Annotated in this window: 14 protein-coding genes; 10 read left to right on the plus strand and 4 right to left on the minus strand. The window is 67.1% G+C overall.

Going from position 1 to position 16,486, the window contains the following annotated elements; all coding sequences use genetic code 11:
* Positions 1–55 precede the first annotated feature (55 nt).
* The 4 genes from ETR14_RS18820 (at position 56) to ETR14_RS18835 (ending at position 3,224) form a co-directional block, all read left to right on the plus strand.
* Complete coding sequence (locus ETR14_RS18820; protein WP_129387450.1) at positions 56–1,126, plus strand: serine hydrolase; 1,071 nt, start codon at positions 56–58, stop codon at positions 1,124–1,126.
* A gap of 46 nt (positions 1,127–1,172) precedes the next feature.
* On the plus strand, positions 1,173–1,706 hold the full coding sequence (locus tag ETR14_RS18825) for a GNAT family N-acetyltransferase (protein ID WP_129387453.1): 534 nt from the start codon (positions 1,173–1,175) through the stop codon (positions 1,704–1,706).
* A gap of 124 nt (positions 1,707–1,830) precedes the next feature.
* Positions 1,831–2,808 (plus strand): AraC family transcriptional regulator, encoded by a 978-nt coding sequence (locus ETR14_RS18830; RefSeq protein ID WP_129387455.1) that lies wholly within the window; start codon positions 1,831–1,833, stop codon positions 2,806–2,808.
* A 122-nt stretch (positions 2,809–2,930) separates the two neighbouring features.
* Positions 2,931–3,224: a hypothetical protein gene (locus tag ETR14_RS18835; protein ID WP_129387458.1), complete on the plus strand. Its 294-nt coding sequence runs from the start codon at positions 2,931–2,933 to the stop codon at positions 3,222–3,224.
* Here the strand turns inward: ETR14_RS18835 and ETR14_RS18840 are convergent, their stop codons facing one another.
* A complete protein-coding gene (locus tag ETR14_RS18840) occupies positions 3,225–3,959 on the minus strand; it encodes a phosphatidylcholine/phosphatidylserine synthase (protein WP_129387461.1) in 735 nt (244 codons plus the stop codon).
* 149 nt (positions 3,960–4,108) lie between these two features.
* Between ETR14_RS18840 and ETR14_RS18845 the strand changes: the two genes are divergently transcribed.
* The gene (locus tag ETR14_RS18845; protein ID WP_243455582.1) at positions 4,109–5,563 is read left to right on the plus strand and encodes a phospholipase D-like domain-containing protein; all 1,455 of its coding nucleotides are present in this window, start codon (positions 4,109–4,111) and stop codon (positions 5,561–5,563) included.
* A gap of 151 nt (positions 5,564–5,714) precedes the next feature.
* Here ETR14_RS18845 and ETR14_RS18850 read toward each other — a convergent pair whose 3' ends face one another.
* Together ETR14_RS18850 and ETR14_RS18855 are read right to left on the minus strand one after the other, a co-directional pair.
* Positions 5,715–6,173 (minus strand): hypothetical protein, encoded by a 459-nt coding sequence (locus tag ETR14_RS18850; RefSeq protein WP_129387464.1) that lies wholly within the window; start codon positions 6,171–6,173, stop codon positions 5,715–5,717.
* 96 nt (positions 6,174–6,269) lie between these two features.
* Positions 6,270–9,524, minus strand: a complete 3,255-nt coding sequence (locus ETR14_RS18855; RefSeq protein ID WP_129387466.1) for an amidohydrolase family protein — start codon at positions 9,522–9,524, stop codon at positions 6,270–6,272.
* 339 nt (positions 9,525–9,863) lie between these two features.
* Between ETR14_RS18855 and ETR14_RS18860 the strand changes: the two genes are divergently transcribed.
* From ETR14_RS18860 to ETR14_RS18880, 5 genes are read left to right on the plus strand one after another with little or no spacing between them, the layout of a single operon-like run.
* Positions 9,864–10,697 (plus strand): hypothetical protein, encoded by an 834-nt coding sequence (locus tag ETR14_RS18860; protein ID WP_206185868.1) that lies wholly within the window; start codon positions 9,864–9,866, stop codon positions 10,695–10,697.
* A complete protein-coding gene (locus ETR14_RS18865; RefSeq protein ID WP_243455583.1) occupies positions 10,694–11,575 on the plus strand; it encodes a ThiF family adenylyltransferase in 882 nt (293 codons plus the stop codon). Before ETR14_RS18860 ends, ETR14_RS18865 begins: the two co-directional genes overlap by 4 nt.
* The gene (locus tag ETR14_RS18870; protein ID WP_129387472.1) at positions 11,572–12,750 is read left to right on the plus strand and encodes a hypothetical protein; all 1,179 of its coding nucleotides are present in this window, start codon (positions 11,572–11,574) and stop codon (positions 12,748–12,750) included. Before ETR14_RS18865 ends, ETR14_RS18870 begins: the two co-directional genes overlap by 4 nt.
* Positions 12,747–13,847, plus strand: coding sequence for a GNAT family N-acetyltransferase (locus tag ETR14_RS18875; RefSeq protein WP_129387475.1), 1,101 nt, complete (start codon positions 12,747–12,749; stop codon positions 13,845–13,847). Before ETR14_RS18870 ends, ETR14_RS18875 begins: the two co-directional genes overlap by 4 nt.
* On the plus strand, positions 13,844–14,833 hold the full coding sequence (locus ETR14_RS18880) for a hypothetical protein (protein WP_129387477.1): 990 nt from the start codon (positions 13,844–13,846) through the stop codon (positions 14,831–14,833). Before ETR14_RS18875 ends, ETR14_RS18880 begins: the two co-directional genes overlap by 4 nt.
* On the opposite strand, the gene ETR14_RS18885 is transcribed toward ETR14_RS18880, so the two are convergent.
* On the minus strand, positions 14,830–16,443 hold the full coding sequence (locus ETR14_RS18885; protein ID WP_129387480.1) for a hypothetical protein: 1,614 nt from the start codon (positions 16,441–16,443) through the stop codon (positions 14,830–14,832). The two genes, ETR14_RS18880 and ETR14_RS18885, sit on opposite strands and share 4 nt — an antisense overlap.
* Positions 16,444–16,486: the final 43 nt, after the last annotated feature.

A 16,486-nucleotide genomic window follows, 5' to 3' on the forward strand; every position in this document is an offset into this window, starting at 1 on the left:
CGGGCGCTTGCGCTGCTTGGCTGAGGGCGGCTAGAGAGGTGCGACAGGGGGATTCATGATCGACAGACGGCATTTCATCGCGGGCGCGACGGCGCTCGCGATCAGCGGACGCGCGAACGCGGCGGCCAGGCAGCGGACGAATCCGGCAATCGCGGCAGCGGTCCAGCGGCTGGACCTGCCGTCCGATTTCAGCGGCATCATCGCCCATGCCGTGAAAGGCCGCATCGACTTTCTGCGCACTTACGGCTGGGCCGATGTCGAGGCGCGCATTCCCGTCGACGCCGAGACGAAATTCGCATTCGGCTCCGCATCCAAATGGCTGACCAGCGTTGCCGTCCTCCGCCTCGCCGAGCAGGGCGCACTCCGCCTCGACGCGCCGATCGCGACCTACTTGCCGGATTTCCGGCCCGATACCGGCAGCCGGGTGACGCTGGACCATCTTCTCTCCAACACCAGCGGTATTCCCGATCTGCTCAGCCGCCAACTGAAGTCGGAGCCGGAACTTCGCACCTCTACCGCCTCCGCGGCGGCGATCGTCAGCCGGTTCGGAGGCGGAGACCTTGCCTTCGCGCCCGGAGATGGCTGGGATTATGCCGCGCTCAACTGGGTGATCGTGCGGGCAATCGTAGAGCGGATCACGGGTGAGGCGTTCGAGGCGGTGGTCGAACGGCTGGTGTTCAAGCCGCTGGGCATGTCGCGCACGGTCTTCGCCAATGGCGGCAAGGACAAGGTGACCGGAATGGCAGCGGCCTATCAGACCCTTGATCCGCCGGTTCGCAAGATGTCGCCGGTTCCGGCATTCGCAGGCGCAAGCGGCAATGTCGCCGGAACCGCGGCCGATGCGGTCCGCGCCGCCCACGGCATCTTCGCGACGAAGCTGCTCCGCGACGCGTCGCGTCGGGAACTGGTCCGGATCCGCCGTGCCGACCAGGAATACGCCCTCGGCGGCCGGATCCATCGGATCGGCAACGCGGACTGGGGCTGGGAGACGGGCAAGGTCGACGCCTATCGCGCTCACATTGCGCACCGCCTCGACGGCGATCGAACGATCGTCATCTTCAACAACGGCGATCTTGGTCAGACGCCGATCGGAGGCTGGGTCGAGACTCTGGCGGCCGCGGTCTGAACCGCTGCGGCGCGGAGCGTCCGCTGACCCGGTTCGTTGCCGCTCGATGGCAGAGACCATCCTTCGATCCGGTGACTGGTCGGGCTCGCTCGTCGCGAAATCGGGCATCCGCTTCTTCGTCCGCCCGGTTGAGCCCGGTGATGTGACCGCCCTCGCCGAATTTTATCGCCGGCTGTCGCTGGAGGATCTGCGTTACCGGTTCCTCACCGCCGTGCGCGAAGTCGGGGAGGCGCGCCTGATCGAAATGACCGCGGTCGATCACGATCGAACCGAAAACTTCCTCGCTTTCTGGGGCGAGGCCGACATGCTCGTCGGGAGCGCAATGCTCGTTGCCGACGAAGCGCGGGAGCGGGCGGAAGTGGCGATTGCGATTCGCTCGGACGTGAAGCGCCGCGGCATCGGCGCGCGGTTGCTGATGCACGTCGCCGATTATGCCGAGGCGCGCCGCATCCGCATTCTCGAATCGATCTCCTCGGCCGACAATTGGGCTTTGATTGAACTCGAGCGGCGTCTCGGCTTCACCTGCCGGCCCCTCGCCGACGACGCCTCGCTCGTCCACCTTCAGCGCCGCTTGCGCTGAGCGCTTTCCATCCGATCCGGTGCAATCTGTTCGCCGGAGCTCCTCCGGTCGCCGCGCCGGCTGTTACCGCACAATTGCCTAATCGTCCGAACCTGCGACACTCGAATTGGAGGTGCCGACTCGGATGGATGTCGAAGGCTCGCACATGCCGGAGGGGGCGGTCACGGTGGCACGCGTGTCGACGCGTGCGCTCGATCGCCGTACCCGCCAGGAGGAGATCCGGGAATTTTACGGGCGGATCGGCATGGGTCTCGATCTCGAATCCCGCACCGACGCCGGCCTCGAGTTCGAGGCCGCGACCCTCATCCTGCCGAGCCTCAGTGCATCGGTGGGGTCACTTACCCCGGTGACCTGGACGAGGCGCGCCGATCTGATGGCGGACGGCAGGGACGATCTCTGCATCTCCTGGATCGCCGGCGGGCACCGGCTCGAACGACCGGGTGCGCCGGACCTGCAGACGGCACCCGGCGCCGCCTGCATCATGGCGCTCGACCGGCGCTTTTCGTCGACGACGACCGACGGATCGTGGACCGCCTGCATCCAGATCGCGCGCGATCTTCTGGTCGATCGCGTGCCGGACTTGGACGACGTGCCGCTCGATCGGATCGATCGCACCCGCCCGGAGGCACGCCTGCTGCTCGATTATCTGTGGTCGGTCACCCACCTTCCGATCGCACCCGACATGGCGAAGATCGTGTCCGGGCATTTGGTCGATCTGGTCGCACTCGCGCTCGGTGCCGGCGGTGATTCGGCACGAGGCGCGCAGGACGGCGGTGCCCGCGCGGCCCGTCTGCTTTCGGTGAAGCGCTACATCGCCCGCAACCTTCACCTCTCGACCTTGTCGGCGCGCACCGCCGGGCAGGCGCTCGGAATCGGCCCCCGCTACGTTCGCAGCCTGTTCGCGGACGAAGGCACCAGTTTCTCCGATTATGTCGCGGAGCGCCGGCTGGTCGCGATTCGCAGCCGGATCGCCGATCCCGCCGAGGCGCTGCGTCCGATCGGCGACATCGCCGCCGAACTCGGTTTTCCGGAACCCTCGACCTTCTACCGGCGCTTCAAGGGCCGCTTCGGCATCACCCCTAGCGAGCTGCGTCGCGGCTGAAGGATGCGAGGCAGGACAGCGCAGAGGCAAAGGCTCGGCCAATCCTTGCCAAGACGTTACGGTTGCGGTAGAAATTCCTCGGACGAATGACGGGTGTAAGGTCGTTCAGGGGGGTGGCGTCAATGGAAGCAGTGTCGATCACGCGGAGCACGGATTACGGTCCCTCGCGTCAAGCCCGGCTTGCCCAGATCGAAGCGGCGCAGCGGATCGCAGAGATCACCGCAAAGCAGGAGCCGCCGCCGCCCGAGGCGGTGTCGATCGTCCGTGATCTCCACATGGCGCGCTATGCCTTGCTTGCGGTCGATCCCGGCCAGAATTCGGTGATCTCGGCCGCAGTCGCCGCCTACAATCGCGCGACCCGCGTGCTCAACGTGGTCAGCCCGAGCGGGGCCATGCTGCCGCCGCTGCGCGGCTGATCAAGGGCGCTTGCCGCGGATCGTCCGCAGCAGGCCAAGCCCGACCAGGATGACCGCACTTGCGACAGACAGGATAAGGCAGAGGCTGCGCGACGGACCGGCTGTGTCGAACCACAGCAAAGCCGTACTCGCAACCGCCCAGACGGCGGCAAGGAGCGGCGGCCAGCGGCCGTAATCGCGCACCCGAAAAGGGTGGATGAAGAGGATCGGCGCAAAGGTCGCCGCCACCAAAAACAGGATTACGAAGGTGCCGGCGACCGGCCCGGCGTCGAGTGCGAAGAGATAGAAAGCGACGACGTTCCACAGGGCGGGAAAACCGCGGAAATAATTGTCGTCGCTCTTCATGTCCTTGCGCGCGAACAAATAGAGCGACGAAAGCTGGATCGCCGCCGCCAACCAGGGCGCCAGCACCTCCGGCATCAGCCCTGCGCGCCACAGGAACAGGGTGGGCACGAACACGTAGGTCAGATAATCGACGACGAGATCGAGCGTGTCGCCATCCACTCGCGCCGCCTTCTCCTTGACCATCGCCCAGCGCGCGAAGCTGCCGTCGATGCCGTCGACCACCACTGCCACGAATAACCAGAACAGAGCCAGGCGCCACTCGCCGCGTTCGACCGCGAACAGGGCCAGCATGGCAAGGATCGCGCCGCTCGCGGTAAAAGCGTGGACGAGCCAGGCGAAGAAAGCGGGCGGGCCGGAGTGGCCGACGTTTTTCCCTGCCGGTTCGTCCATCTCGTCCTTCCACCAGGCTGTTGCGGGCCCTCAACAATCCCGCGCTTGCCACGGTTCCAAATTTGGCCGTTTCGGCAGCGAAACCGAACCGCCGCTGCCGCGTTCACGCGCCATGTTCCACACTCCGCGTAACCTGCCGATCCCCGCACGTGCTTGAGCCGGGGCGAAATTGCTGGCGGATCGAGCGGGCCGATCGGGCCGCTCTGGTCGTCGACGCCTGCGACTATTTCAAGCTCGCACGCCAGGCGATGCTTCGCGCCAAATCCCAGATCATGCTGATCGGCTGGGATTTCGACACCCGGATCTTCCTCGACGAGGAAGAACGGGACGGCGCCCCCGGCGAGCTCGGGCCGTTCTTGTCATGGCTCGCAAAGCACCGTCCCGAAGTGAAGATCAACATCTTGCGCTGGAATCTCGGCGCGGTGAAGCTGCTCGGCCGCGGGACCACCATCTTCCGGCTGGCGCAATGGGCGGCGAGCAAGCAGATCACCTTCAAGCTCGACGCGGCGCATCCGTTCGCCGCCAGTCATCACCAGAAGATCGTGGTGATCGACGATCGCCTTGCTTTCTGCGGCGGCATCGACATGACCGCGACACGCTGGGACACGAGCGAGCATCGCACCGACGATCCGCGCCGCAAGCGCCCGACCACCGGGCGTCTGTACGGGCCCTGGCACGATGCGACGATGGCGGTCGACGGCGCGGCCGCCAAGGCGCTCGGCGACCTCGCGCGGGAGCGGTGGGAGATTGCCGGCGGCGGCAAGCTGCCCGTGCCGGATGTCGAGAGCGATCCCTGGCCCGCCGAGCTGGAGCCGCACTTCGCGGGCGTCGACATTGCGGTTGCCCGCACCCGCGGCAGCATCAAGGACGTCGAGCCGCTGCGCGAGATCGAAGAGCTCTATCTCGACATGATCAAGCGGGCGCGGCGCTTCGTCTATGCCGAGAACCAGTTCTTCGCGTCGCGCACGATCGCTGCGGCGATCGCCGAGCGGCTGAAGGAGCCGGACGGGCCGGAATTCGTCATCGTCACCCCCAACGTCGTCGAGGGGCTGGTCGAGGAGGAGGTGATGAGCCCCGCGCGCGCCGAACTGATGCGCAGGCTGGCCGAGGTCGATGTCCACAAGCGCTTCCGCATCTACACGCCGGTGACATCGGACGGCGAGGACATCTACGTCCACGCCAAGATCACCATCGTCGACGACGAAATGCTGCGGGTCGGCTCTGCCAACATCAACAACCGTTCGATGGGTCTCGACAGCGAATGCGATCTCCTGCTCGATGTCAAGGCCGGCAATGACGGCGTCGAGGACGAGATCGGCTTCCTGCGCTGCCGTCTGCTCGCCGAGCACCTCGGCGTTCCGGGCGAGGTGGTGAAGGAGAATTTCGCGCAAAGAGGGCTGATCGGAACGATCGAGGCGCTGCGCGGCAAAGGCCGGACCCTGGTGCCGTTCGAGCCCAAGGAGCCGAACGACCTGGAAAAGGCGCTCGTTCAGAAGGAGCTTCTCGATCCCGAGAGTGCGGGCGAGGATGACGATCCGGCGCCCCGACCGGGTTTGCTGCGTGGCATCGGGCGGCGGTTCCGGCACCGGCACCCGCATCCCTGAACCTTGAGATCCGTTCGGGCTGAGCTTGTCGAAGCCCTCCCTTCGTCTTGTGCTGGAAGGCAACAAAGGGGCTTCGACCGGCTCAGCCCGAACGGCTTTGCTCTGTATTTCTTTCTGTCGATCCTCCCGTCGGCGGGAGGATCCTACCCAATCACGCGCAGATGTCGGGCTGGCCGGAGGCGAGGGTGAGCGGCACGGCGGCGCCGGTCTGGCTGGCGGCGGTGACATCGCGCAGGTTCCATTTGACCTTGAAGGTCTTGCCGGCGGCGAGCGGCGAGGCGGCGGCGGCCTTCACCATCTTCGGCTTCGGGCTGATCGCGGCGGCGGTTGCGCCGGCCTGGAAGCCGCCGCTGACGATGTCGCCGCCGTTGCAGCTGACCCGGAGCAGGCCCTTGTCCTTGGCGCCGTCGCTGTCCGTGTCGGCATCCGCCTGGACCTCGATCAGCCGCTCGTCGCCGTCATTGGCATAGGCACCGAGCGCAGTGATGGCGACCGTCTTCATGACGGCCGTCCCACCGTCGGCGGCGCCGAGCACCGGGACCATGTCGTTCTGGGCGACGGCGGCGCCGGCCGAAAGCAGGGCGGCGCTCGAAATCAACATCTTAAGCAAGGCAGATCTCCTGAATCCCGCGCCTAAATGCCCGCAAGCGTGCTCCGGAGCAAGCGGACTCCCCGACTCTCGTCGGTCCGGGGAGCCCGCTTCGCCTCATTCCGCGGCGGCCGGCGCGGCCGCCGTGGCGGCGGGAAGCGTGTCGCCCGCCTTGCGCTCCCAATAATAAGGCGCGCGCCGCCGGGTTCCGGTGACTTCCTCGTTGAGGGTCATCGCGTCGTAGAGCCGCCCGTTCAGCATCACCTTGGAGATCTTCTCGGTGTTGCGGATATTCTGAGTCGGATCGGCGTCGAGGATGACGAGATCGGCAAGCTTGCCCGGCTCGAGCGAGCCGATGTCGCGGAAGCCGAGGGCGCGTGCCGGCGTGCGCGTCGCCGCCCGGAGCGCCTCGATGGGAGTCATGCCGCCGCGGACGAACGACCACATCTCCCAGTGCGCGGCGAGGCCCTGCTGCTGGCCGTGACCGCCGATCGACACCGGCACGCCGCGCTGCGAGATCTTCTCGGCGGTGCGGGCGCTGACCTGGTCCGCATAATCCTCGGCCGGTGCCTTGATCACGCGCACCATCTCGGGATTGAGGATGTGCGCGGGGACGTAGCGGGTGAGCAGAGGATGTTTCCACACCTCGCTCTCCTGGCTCCAGTACGGCTCCCCGCCCGGCCCGCCATAGGTCACGCCGAGGGTCGGCGTGTAGCCAACCTTGCTCTGGCCGAAGAAGCTCAGGATGTCCTCGTACAGCTCGGCCTGGGGCAGATTGTGCTCGAGCGTGGTGTTGCCGTCCTGGATCAGGGTGACGTCCTGGCTGTAGAGCGAGGCGCCCTCGGCGACGACCGCGATATTCTCGCGTGCGGCGGCGGCGACGACCTGCTGGCGCTGATCGCGGCGCGGCTGGTTGTAGTTCTTGATGCTGTGCGCGCCCTGCGCCTTCAAACGGCGAACATGGGCGAGCGCATCGTCGAAATTGTCGATCAGCGCGTAGCGGCCCGGGGAACGCGCGCCGTAGACGATCTCGCCGGTCGAGAAGGTCCGCGGCGCGACCAGGATTCCGGCGCGCTGCATCTCCCCGGCCGGGAAGATCTCGCTCGACGTCGACGACGGATCGTGGACGGTGGTGACTCCGAAGGCGAGATGGGCCTGCGCGTCCCAATTCTGCTGCGGCACCAGATCGTCCTCGCCCTGCGCGCCATGGGCATGCGCGTCGATGAATCCCGGCACGATCGTCTTGCCGGCAACGTCTACCGTCCTGGCGCCGGCCGGGATCGTCACCGTGCCGCGTCGGCCCACCGCCTTGATGCGATTGTCTTCGATCAGCACCACCGCATCCTCGATCACGCCGCCATTGTCGTCCGACATGGTGACGACCTTGGCACCGGTCAGCGCGACCATGCCCTGCGGCTTGTCGGCGCGCACCGGCATCGCCAGCGAGATGCCGGTCTTGGGCGGGGTGTAGGTCGCGCCCGGCGACAGCCGGAGCACCGAGGCGGTGTCGACGCTGTACAATGTCGGCCCGAGGCTCCAGGCGAGGGTCGTGCCGTTCCGCGCCCAATGGACATATTGGCCGCCGTCGCCGCTCGCCTTGACGATCGGAAGCTGACCGGCCTTGGCACCAACGTCGACCGTCTTCGCGCCGGCGAAGAAGGGCATCACGAACGCCCCGTAATTCTCGCGGAAGGCGAGGGTGTCGCCGCTCGGCGAGACCTCGTAACCGGCAACCATCTCGCCCTGGGCGTGGGTGCGCGGATCCTTGCCGTTCCAGTCGACGCTGACCAGCCTGGTCTTGTTGTCGCCCGATGTTTCCATGAAGATGCGGTCATTGGTCGCGCCGAAATGCGGGTTCGAGCCGCTGCTCGTCAGCCGCACCGCTTCGCCGCCAGCCGTCGCCACCCGGAACACGCCGGGATTTTCGGACCAGGAATCCGAGGTCAGATAGCCGCCGCCGCCGCGCTCGAAGACGATCGTCTGGCCGTCGGGCGAGAAGCGCGGCCGGCGATAATGGCCGGGGACGTTGGTGACCGTCTTCATCCCCGAACCGTCGGCGGCAATCGTGCGAATCTCGCCGAGCCTCTGGTCGTTCCAGCTGACGTAGACGATCGAGCGGCCGTCCCGCGACCAGCTCGGGAAGAGCTGGAAGTCGCCGTCGTCGGCGGTGAGCTTGCGCGGCGCGCCAGTACCCGCGGAATCCTTCAGATACAGCCGGCCTAGGCTCTCGAATACCACCTGGCGACCGTCCGGCGAGAGACTGGCGAAGCGCGGCATCTTGGTCGTGAACTGGTCGCTGTAGACGTCCACCATCGGCCGCGGCGGATCGACGATCTCGCGCGTGTCGGTGACCTGGAACGGGATTTCGGCGGCGCCGCTGCCGTCGGCGTTGATCCGGCGGATCTTGCCGCCGGCCCAGAAGAGGATCGAGCGGCTGTCGGGGGTCCAGTCCATGTTCGGATAGACGCCGGTCACCGCCCAGGTCTCCTGCATGTCCTGATCGAGCGCGTCGTAGATCTTGCGTTCCTCGCCGGAGCGCAGATCCTTCAGGTACAGCTTCGATTTGGCGCGCTCTCGCCTGACGAAGGCCAGATAGCGGCCGTCGGGCGAAGGCGTCGGACGGACCGATCCGCCCGAGCCCGAGGCGACGGTGCTGCGCTCGCCCGTCTTCAGATCGTATTTCTCGATGTCGAACAACTGCTCGTTCGAATTCTGCGCATATTGGAAGATCGGACCGGACGTGGTGTCGCGGCTGAAGTAGATCGCGTCGCCGCTGGGCGTGAAGGTCGGCTCGCCCAATTCCTTCTGATGCTGCGGATTGGGGCGCTCGACCAGCGCGACGCCGCCACCGCCACCGACATGGTAGAGCCAGATTTCGCCGGTACCGAGCGAGCGGCCGGTGGTGAAATGCTTGCGCGCAGCGATGTATTTGCCGTCCGCGCTCCAGCTCGGATTGTTGAGGAGGGTGAAGGTCTCCTTGGTGAGCTGGCGCTTGCTGGAGCCGTCGAGGTTCATCAGCCAGATATTGTCGCCGCCGCCGCGATCGGAGGTGAAGGCGATCTGCGTGCCGTCCGGCGAGAAGCGCGGCTGCACTTCATAGGGCATGCCGGAGGCGATGCGTGTGGCGCGGCCGCCTGCGATCGGAATGGTGTAGATGTCGCCGAGCAGATCGAAGGCGATGGTGCGGCCGTCGGGGCTGACGTCCAGGTTCATCCACGTGCCCTCGGACACGTCGATCGGGATCGATCTCGTCTTCACCGGCGGCGCTGCGACGTCCCACTTCTTCGGATCTGTCTTCGCCTCGCTTTTGGCCTGCGCCAGCGCAGTCGAGGAGAGGAGGAGAAGAGCGGCCGCGGCAATGCCTTTGTGCATGGAGACTCCGGGAGCAAGTGGGGCGTGCGCGTAGGGCTACGCGCAGCAGGATGGAGCGATGGGTGCCCGATCGTGCGCATCGCTTCAATAGCGTGAAGCGCGCGGGGCAAGGGGCGATGCAAGCACGCAACACCGGCGGACTTTGCCTCGGCTCGCAATGCCGGTGAGAGCGAAGGGCGGCGACTCGTGTAGGCTATTATTCCGCAGGAAAAATCCGCTAGGTTGCCGTCCGGAGGGGACGCGATGCTGTGGCAAGTGCTTTCGTCGGCGCGGCTTGATCTTAGGTTTCGGCCGTCTTCGTCGCTCGAGGTTCGCATCGTCGAATGTCCGGGCCTGTGGATGGATCGTTTGGCGCTCGATGCGCTGATTGCCGAATGCAGGGCGGTCGCTGCGGCATCGATGGACGGCGCGCTCGATTATGGCCTGTTCGGCGATCCCGATGCGCCGGCGAGGACGGTGATCACGCTGGTGCGTGATCGGGCGAGCGGCCGCCCGATTGCGTTCAACGCACTTCCGCTGATCCCGGTCAGTTTGGGCGGAGAACGGCTCGAGGTGCTCCATCTCGGCCTGGTCATGGTCGATCCGAACCACCGCAGCGCAGGACTGTCCTGGATCCTGTACGGCCTCACCTGTTTCCTGCTGTTCGTCCGGCGCCAGCTGCGGCCCTTGTGGGTCAGCAGCGTGACGCAAGTGCCGGCGGTTGCGGGGATGGTCGCCGAGACGTTCGACGGCGTCTGGCCGGCGGCCCATGGCGGCAGCCCCTCATTCGCGCACCGCCATATCGCCCGCCAGATCATGCGCGACCATCGCGCCGTGTTCGGCGTCGGAGCGGATGCCGGCTTCGACGACGAGCGCTTCGTCATCACCAACGCCTATACCGGCGGCTCCGACGATCTGAAGAAGAGCTTCGAAGATGCTCCCAAGCACAGGCAGCCAAGATACAATGATTTCTGCGCGAACCTGCTCGATTATCGCCGCGGCGACGACCTCCTGCAGATCGGCCAGATCAATCTGGCGACCGCGCGGCGCTTCCTTGCCGAGGCGGTACCGCATCACGCGCTGCCCCAGCTCGGCGTGCAGATGCTGATCCTCGTTACGCAGGCGGTGCTGGCGCCCGCGGCGCAATGGCTGGCGGCCGATCGCCCACTCGGTCCATTGAGGCCTTCCCTGTGAGCAGCGAGCCTTTCTCCTACGCCGAGATGACGACCCGCAACGCCGGCTTCGTCTCTCCGGCCGAGCAGGCGAGGCTGAACGCCTCGGCCGTCTTCATTCCCGGTGTCGGTGGCATGGGCGGTGCAGCCTTCATGGCGCTGGTGCGCGCCGGCGTCGGTCGGTTCACCATCGCCGATCTCGATCGGTTCGAAATATCGAACCTCAACCGCCAGCTGTTCGCAACGCTGAATACGGTGGGCAGCCTCAAGGCGGAGGCCGCCGCCGACGCGGCAAGGCGGATCAATCCGGCCGTCGACATCCGCGTGATGGGCGGGGACTGGACGGAAGCGCTCGATGCGATTGCGGGCACGCACGATCTGATCGTCAACGGCATGGACGATGCCGCCGCGGGCGTTCACCTCTACCGCCGTGCCAAGGCGCATGAGCGGCTGGTGATCGACGCTTATGCATCGCCGCTGCCATCGGTCACGGTGGTCCGGCCGTCCGATCCGCGGCCGGAAGAACGGCTCGGCTATCCGACGGTCGGAGTCGAGTGGACGGCGATCGACAAAGCCATGCGCGAACAATGTCTCGTCCGCGAGATCGAATATGTGCTCGTCCATTCGTCGTCCCACCGCCATGTCGATCTGGAGATCGCCGCCGAGGTCGCAGCGGGACGCCGATCCCGCTTCTCCTTCTCGACCATGGTGACGATGGCCGGGACGATGATGGCGGAGGAAGCGGTGCGGGCGCTGCTCGGCAGGCCTGGCGGGCCCGATTGCCGAGGCTATTTCTTCAATCCGCACCGGCTTCGGGTGGAGCGGCCGTTGCCGGCGCCGATCGCCGCGATGAAGATGCTTCTGGTCCGGCGCTTTCTCAAAAGGATGATGGCGGCTTGATCCAAGACGCCGCCCTGACGGCGGACCTCCTGGTCAATGGCACTGCGCTCGCAACCATATTGATGGCGGTGGTCGCGATGCGCCGAGGCGCCTCGCTCGCTCCCGCCGGGCGGCGGCTGCGGGCGCTCTACCTCGTGCTTGCGATCCTGCTTGCGCTGCGCGCTTTCTACTGGATGTCCCGGTCAGGCTGGCTGGCGATTCCGGTGACCATGGCGGCGTGCTGGCTGCCCTTGTTCGCGCTCCGCCTGATCGAGGATTTGCTCCGGCGGCACGCCTCCGCCGCGCTCAAATGGCTCGCCTTGGGCGGGGCGATGCTGTTCAGCGTGGCCGCGATCGTCACGGGCGCCTTCATTCCCAAGCCGTTGCTGACCGCATTGGCCCTGTTTCAGGTGATCATGCTGATCGGACTGGTCTGGTTCGTCGCCCGGACGCGCAAGGCCGGCCTCTCGCCGGCCGAGACCGGGCTCGCCGACACTTTTGCGCTCGCGCTGCTGCTAGCCATTCCGTTCGCCCTCAGCGACTTCCGGGACATCCTGCCCGGCCTGCCGGTGCGGATGGGCAGCATCGGCGTTCTCATCTTTGCCGTTGCGACCTCCCGCTTGCTCTCGGGGTTCGGCGCGCCGCGCCTGTTCCTCGCCGATGTCGCCGCAATGTTCCTGTGCGGACTGCTGGTCGTCGGCGGCGAAGCGTTGCTGAACCTGTCCTTGGCCTCGGGCGATCTCATCCGTCTGTTTGCGCTGACCGTCGCGGGCGTGGCGGCGATGCTGGTCTTCCAGCGCCTCCGTGAGGCGCGCGCGGTTGCGCGCCTCCGGCCGTCCATCATCGGCGCCGTCGCGCGACTTCCCGAAACTTCGGACATCGACGCCTTGGTCGGCTGCCATCCCGTCACGGCCTCGGGCAGGATCGTCGCCGGAAGCGGGCTCGCACTCTATGATGCCGATGCGATCACGGCCCTGACCGGCCATCGCGTCATCACGGCCGAGACGGTGCTCGATCCAGGCCCGGGGAGCGCGGCCAGCAACCTGCTCAGCGAAAATGAAGCGACCCATCTCGTGCTGCTGTCGCGCGATCCGCCCCAGTTCCTCGCCGTCGCCTCGGGCCAGATCGGCCGGTCGGGATCGATCGACGTCGAGCTCGACATGCTCTCACGGCTGGCGCAAGGGACACGGCGATGATCAGCTTGCGCAGCGGCGACATCGATGCCTTTTTCGCGGCGCCGTTCGCAGCCTATGATCAAGGTACGGGCTACGTCTCGCCGATGCGATCGGATATCGCCCGGATGCTCGACGGGGCGAAGAACCCGCTCTTCACATCGGGAAACCCCTTCGGCTTCTGGACCGCGCATCGCGGGGACCGGGTCGTCGGGCGGATCGTCGCGCTCGTGCATGGCGCATCCAACATGCGTCACGGAATGCGGCGGGCTCAATTCGGTTTCTTCGATTGCGCGGAGGATGGGGAGGCCGCCGCCGCCCTGCTCGGTGCAGCGGAGCACTTCGCGCGCGACCATGGCTGCGATGAACTGGCCGGCAACTTCAACCTGACGGCGATGCAGCAAGCGGGCGTGATGACCGGCGGCTTCGGCGCAGCGGCCTACACGGACATGGTGGTCAATCCGCCGCACATCCCGGGCTTGCTGACCGCCAACGGCTTCGAACCCTTTTTCCCGATGACCACGTTCGAGCTCGATCTCGACCATGTGACGCCGCCACAGGTGGATTTTCGAGCGCTCGAACAGGATGGCTTTCGGTTTGCGCCGATCGAGCGCAGGCATTTCGCGGCGCGGATGGAAGAGGCCCGGCTGGTGCTGAACGACGGCTTCGACCGCAATCCCATGTTCGTGCCCCTGACCGAAGAGGAATTCCGCTTCCAGGCGGGAGAGATGATGGCGATCCTCGATCCGCGCCTGTCCGCCGTGCTGCACCATCGGGGTCGCCCCGTCGGGGTGATCGTCTGCATTCCCGATCTCAACGGCTTCCTCAAGGCGACGCGATCCCGCTGGACCATTTCCACCCTGTTCCACTTCCTGCGCTTTCGTGTCCGGCGACGCCGGGCGGTGATCATCTTCTATTCGGTCGTCCGGGACTGCCACAGCCAGGGGCTCAACTCGGCGATGCTTGCCCGCGTCATCGGAGCGCTCCGCACGGGCGGATATCGTTCGCTTGGCATCACCTGGATCGCGGACGAGAACAAGGCGAGCCTCCGCCAGATGGAAAAGATCGGCGCACGACCGCTGCATCGGCTGCACCTGTTTCGAAAGGCGGTGGCGGCGTGATCCCTGCGGATCTGCGCATCGGCCTGGTGGCGGAAGCGGCGCTCGCGCCGAGCGTCCATAATGTTCAGCCCGCGCGCTGGCGCTTCGACGGCGATGGCGTGATCCTGTTCGAGGATCGGGCGCGCCGGCTTCCGGCCGGCGATCCGCGGGGCCACGATGCGGCCCTGAGCCTTGGCGCGGCGGCCGAAGGCATGGCGATCGCATTGTCCCGCCTCGGCTACCGGATGCAGGCGGACGGATCGGGGGCGATGCCGCTGGCGGCCGGCGCGGCAGTCCCGGTCCGCCGCTTTCGGATTGCAGGCGAGGGGCAAAGCGATCCGCTTGCGGCCTTTGTCGAGCGGCGCCGTTCCCATCGCGGCGGGTTCGCGCCGGCCACCGCCACCGACCGCGCCGCGGCCGCCGTGCTGGGCAGCGACGACCTCGCCGTGATCCGCGCGCCGGAGGCGCTCGCCGAGGTCGCGCGCCTCGCCGATCGCGCGGGGCTTTCGTTCCTCCGCAAGGCCGATTTCCGGGCGGAGCTGCTCGGCTGGATGCGACTGTCCCGCCGTGATCCGCGCTGGAGCGTCGATGGCCTCAACGCCGATGCCCTGGACATGACGGCGTTCGAAGCTTTCGGCGCGAAGCGGGTGCTCGGGCGCGCACTGTTCCCGTTGCTCGACCGGATCGGCCTTGCCGCGCCGCTCACGGCGGAGCGGGCGAAGGTGGAAGCGGCAGTGGCGCTGCTGATCGTCCATGCGCCGAGCGACGAGGATCCCTTCGAGACCGGCCGCCGCTTCTACCGGCAATGGCTCGGCGTCGTTGCGGCCGGCTTCCAGGCGGCGGTGATGGCGTCGCTGGCCGATCATCCTGAGGCGTCAGCGCGCCTGGCGGAGTTGCTCGCGCTGCCCCCGAACCGCAGGATCGTCAGCGCCTTCCGGATCGGGCGGGCGCCGCCGGACAGCGGCCATCCGCGCGCGCGGCTCTCGCCGGACGCTCTGCTCGTCTAGAGACGTTTCAGGAATTCGATCAGGGCAGCCCGCTCCGCGGCGCTCAGTTCGCGGCCGTGCTCATGGCCGCCATTCCCCCGTCCCGGTTGTTGCACGTCGATCCAGACCGGCCGTGACCAGGGCCGGTAACCGGCGGGGTACGCACCGTCTGCCGTGAGGGCGATGCCGACGCGATCGAAATCGAGCTTGTGGCCGCCGACCAGGAACCGGCCCGGGCGGTGCGTCGGATCGAGCAATGCCGCAATCGTCGGCACCGAGCCGTTGTGGAGGTACGGCGCGGTCGTCCACAGTCCGTCCAGCGGCGGTGCCGCATAGGCGCCGGTCGCCGCCGCCGCAATGCGCGCGCGGTAGGGCCCGCGATTGACCGCGTCCGCCAGGGGCTTGCCGAACAGCCGCGCCCGTGCCGGATCGGTGCCGACGCTGCCGATCCAGTTCGGGAAGGCCAGCAGACGGGGCGCGTCTGCGTCGTCGCTGTAGCGCCCGTGGCAAGCGGCGCAGCGGGCAGCATAGATCACGCTGCCACGGCGGGCGGCTGCGGCGTCGATCTTGCCCGGAAAAGGCGGTGCTCGGTATGCGTCCAGGAAGCGCATGACTGCCTCCGCGCGGTCGAGCTTGGACAGACCGTCGCCTGGCGCCACGCCCATGCTCGGCACGGTGAAGAAGGTCATGATCGCCGCGAGCGCCTCGACATGGTCCTGGGTCACGTCCTGTCGCGTCATCGGCCGATTGCGAGGACGGCCCGGCACCGCATAGCTGCCGTCGTAGAGAAGGCTGGAGCGCCAGGTGCGGTGCCCGAGGTCGGGCACCGAAGTGGTGCCGATCTCCCCTCGTCCGTGATCGGCGAGGGCCACACCCACGGCCCGCTTGAGCGCTGCGACGCCGTTGGTGGTCCCGGGGCTGCCGTTGGGGAAGGGTGTCGGCCGTCCCAACGATCGCAAGGAGTCGAGCCGCGCCTGCACGCGCGGCAGGACCAGCCTGCGCAGTGCGAAGCGTTCCCGCGCATCCATTTCGGGGAACAGGGTCCCTGCGACGTCGAGGAGCGCCTCGGGCCGGTCTGCCGTCTTCTCGAGGGCATCGTACAATGCGGTCGTATAGGCTTCGAGATCGAGAGACGTGTTCGGTGATCCAAGCCACGCTTGTGCCGGTTGCGGACGTCCGCTGCTGTCGTATCGGACACCGGCGTGGCAGGACGCACAACCGAGATTGGCGACGGTCACCCGAAGTCCGGGAAGCACGGCAAGCCGCCCGTGGGTCATTCCGAGGGGATAGTCGGTCGACGCGGGCGGTTGCGGCCGCTGCAGAGGCCAATTTCCGATCCGGGCAGGGAACAGGAACCCGAAGCGGGCGAGGACGCGATGCAGCGTTGCGACGGTCACCAGGGTGCCCGGATCGCGATCGCGCTCTGCGAGGACGAAAGCGGCGGCGGCGAGGCGCCAGGGCACGGCATGGGTGTCGAGCGCGCCCCGGCTGAGGCCGCCGAAATCATCACCGTGGAAATAGAGCGCGCCCCGTGGGACAGTCTCGAATGCTTCGTGCCTGGCGGGGAGGATCTCGGACCGGACTTCCGAGTCCTGCATCCATGCGATCGTCAGGGCCGCCACAGCGGTCATCGCCGCCGCCGCAATCACGAAGAACGCTCGGCGGCGCGGTCTC

The sequence above is a fragment of the Sphingosinicella sp. BN140058 genome, from assembly GCF_004135585.1.
Classification (GTDB): domain Bacteria; phylum Pseudomonadota; class Alphaproteobacteria; order Sphingomonadales; family Sphingomonadaceae; genus Allosphingosinicella.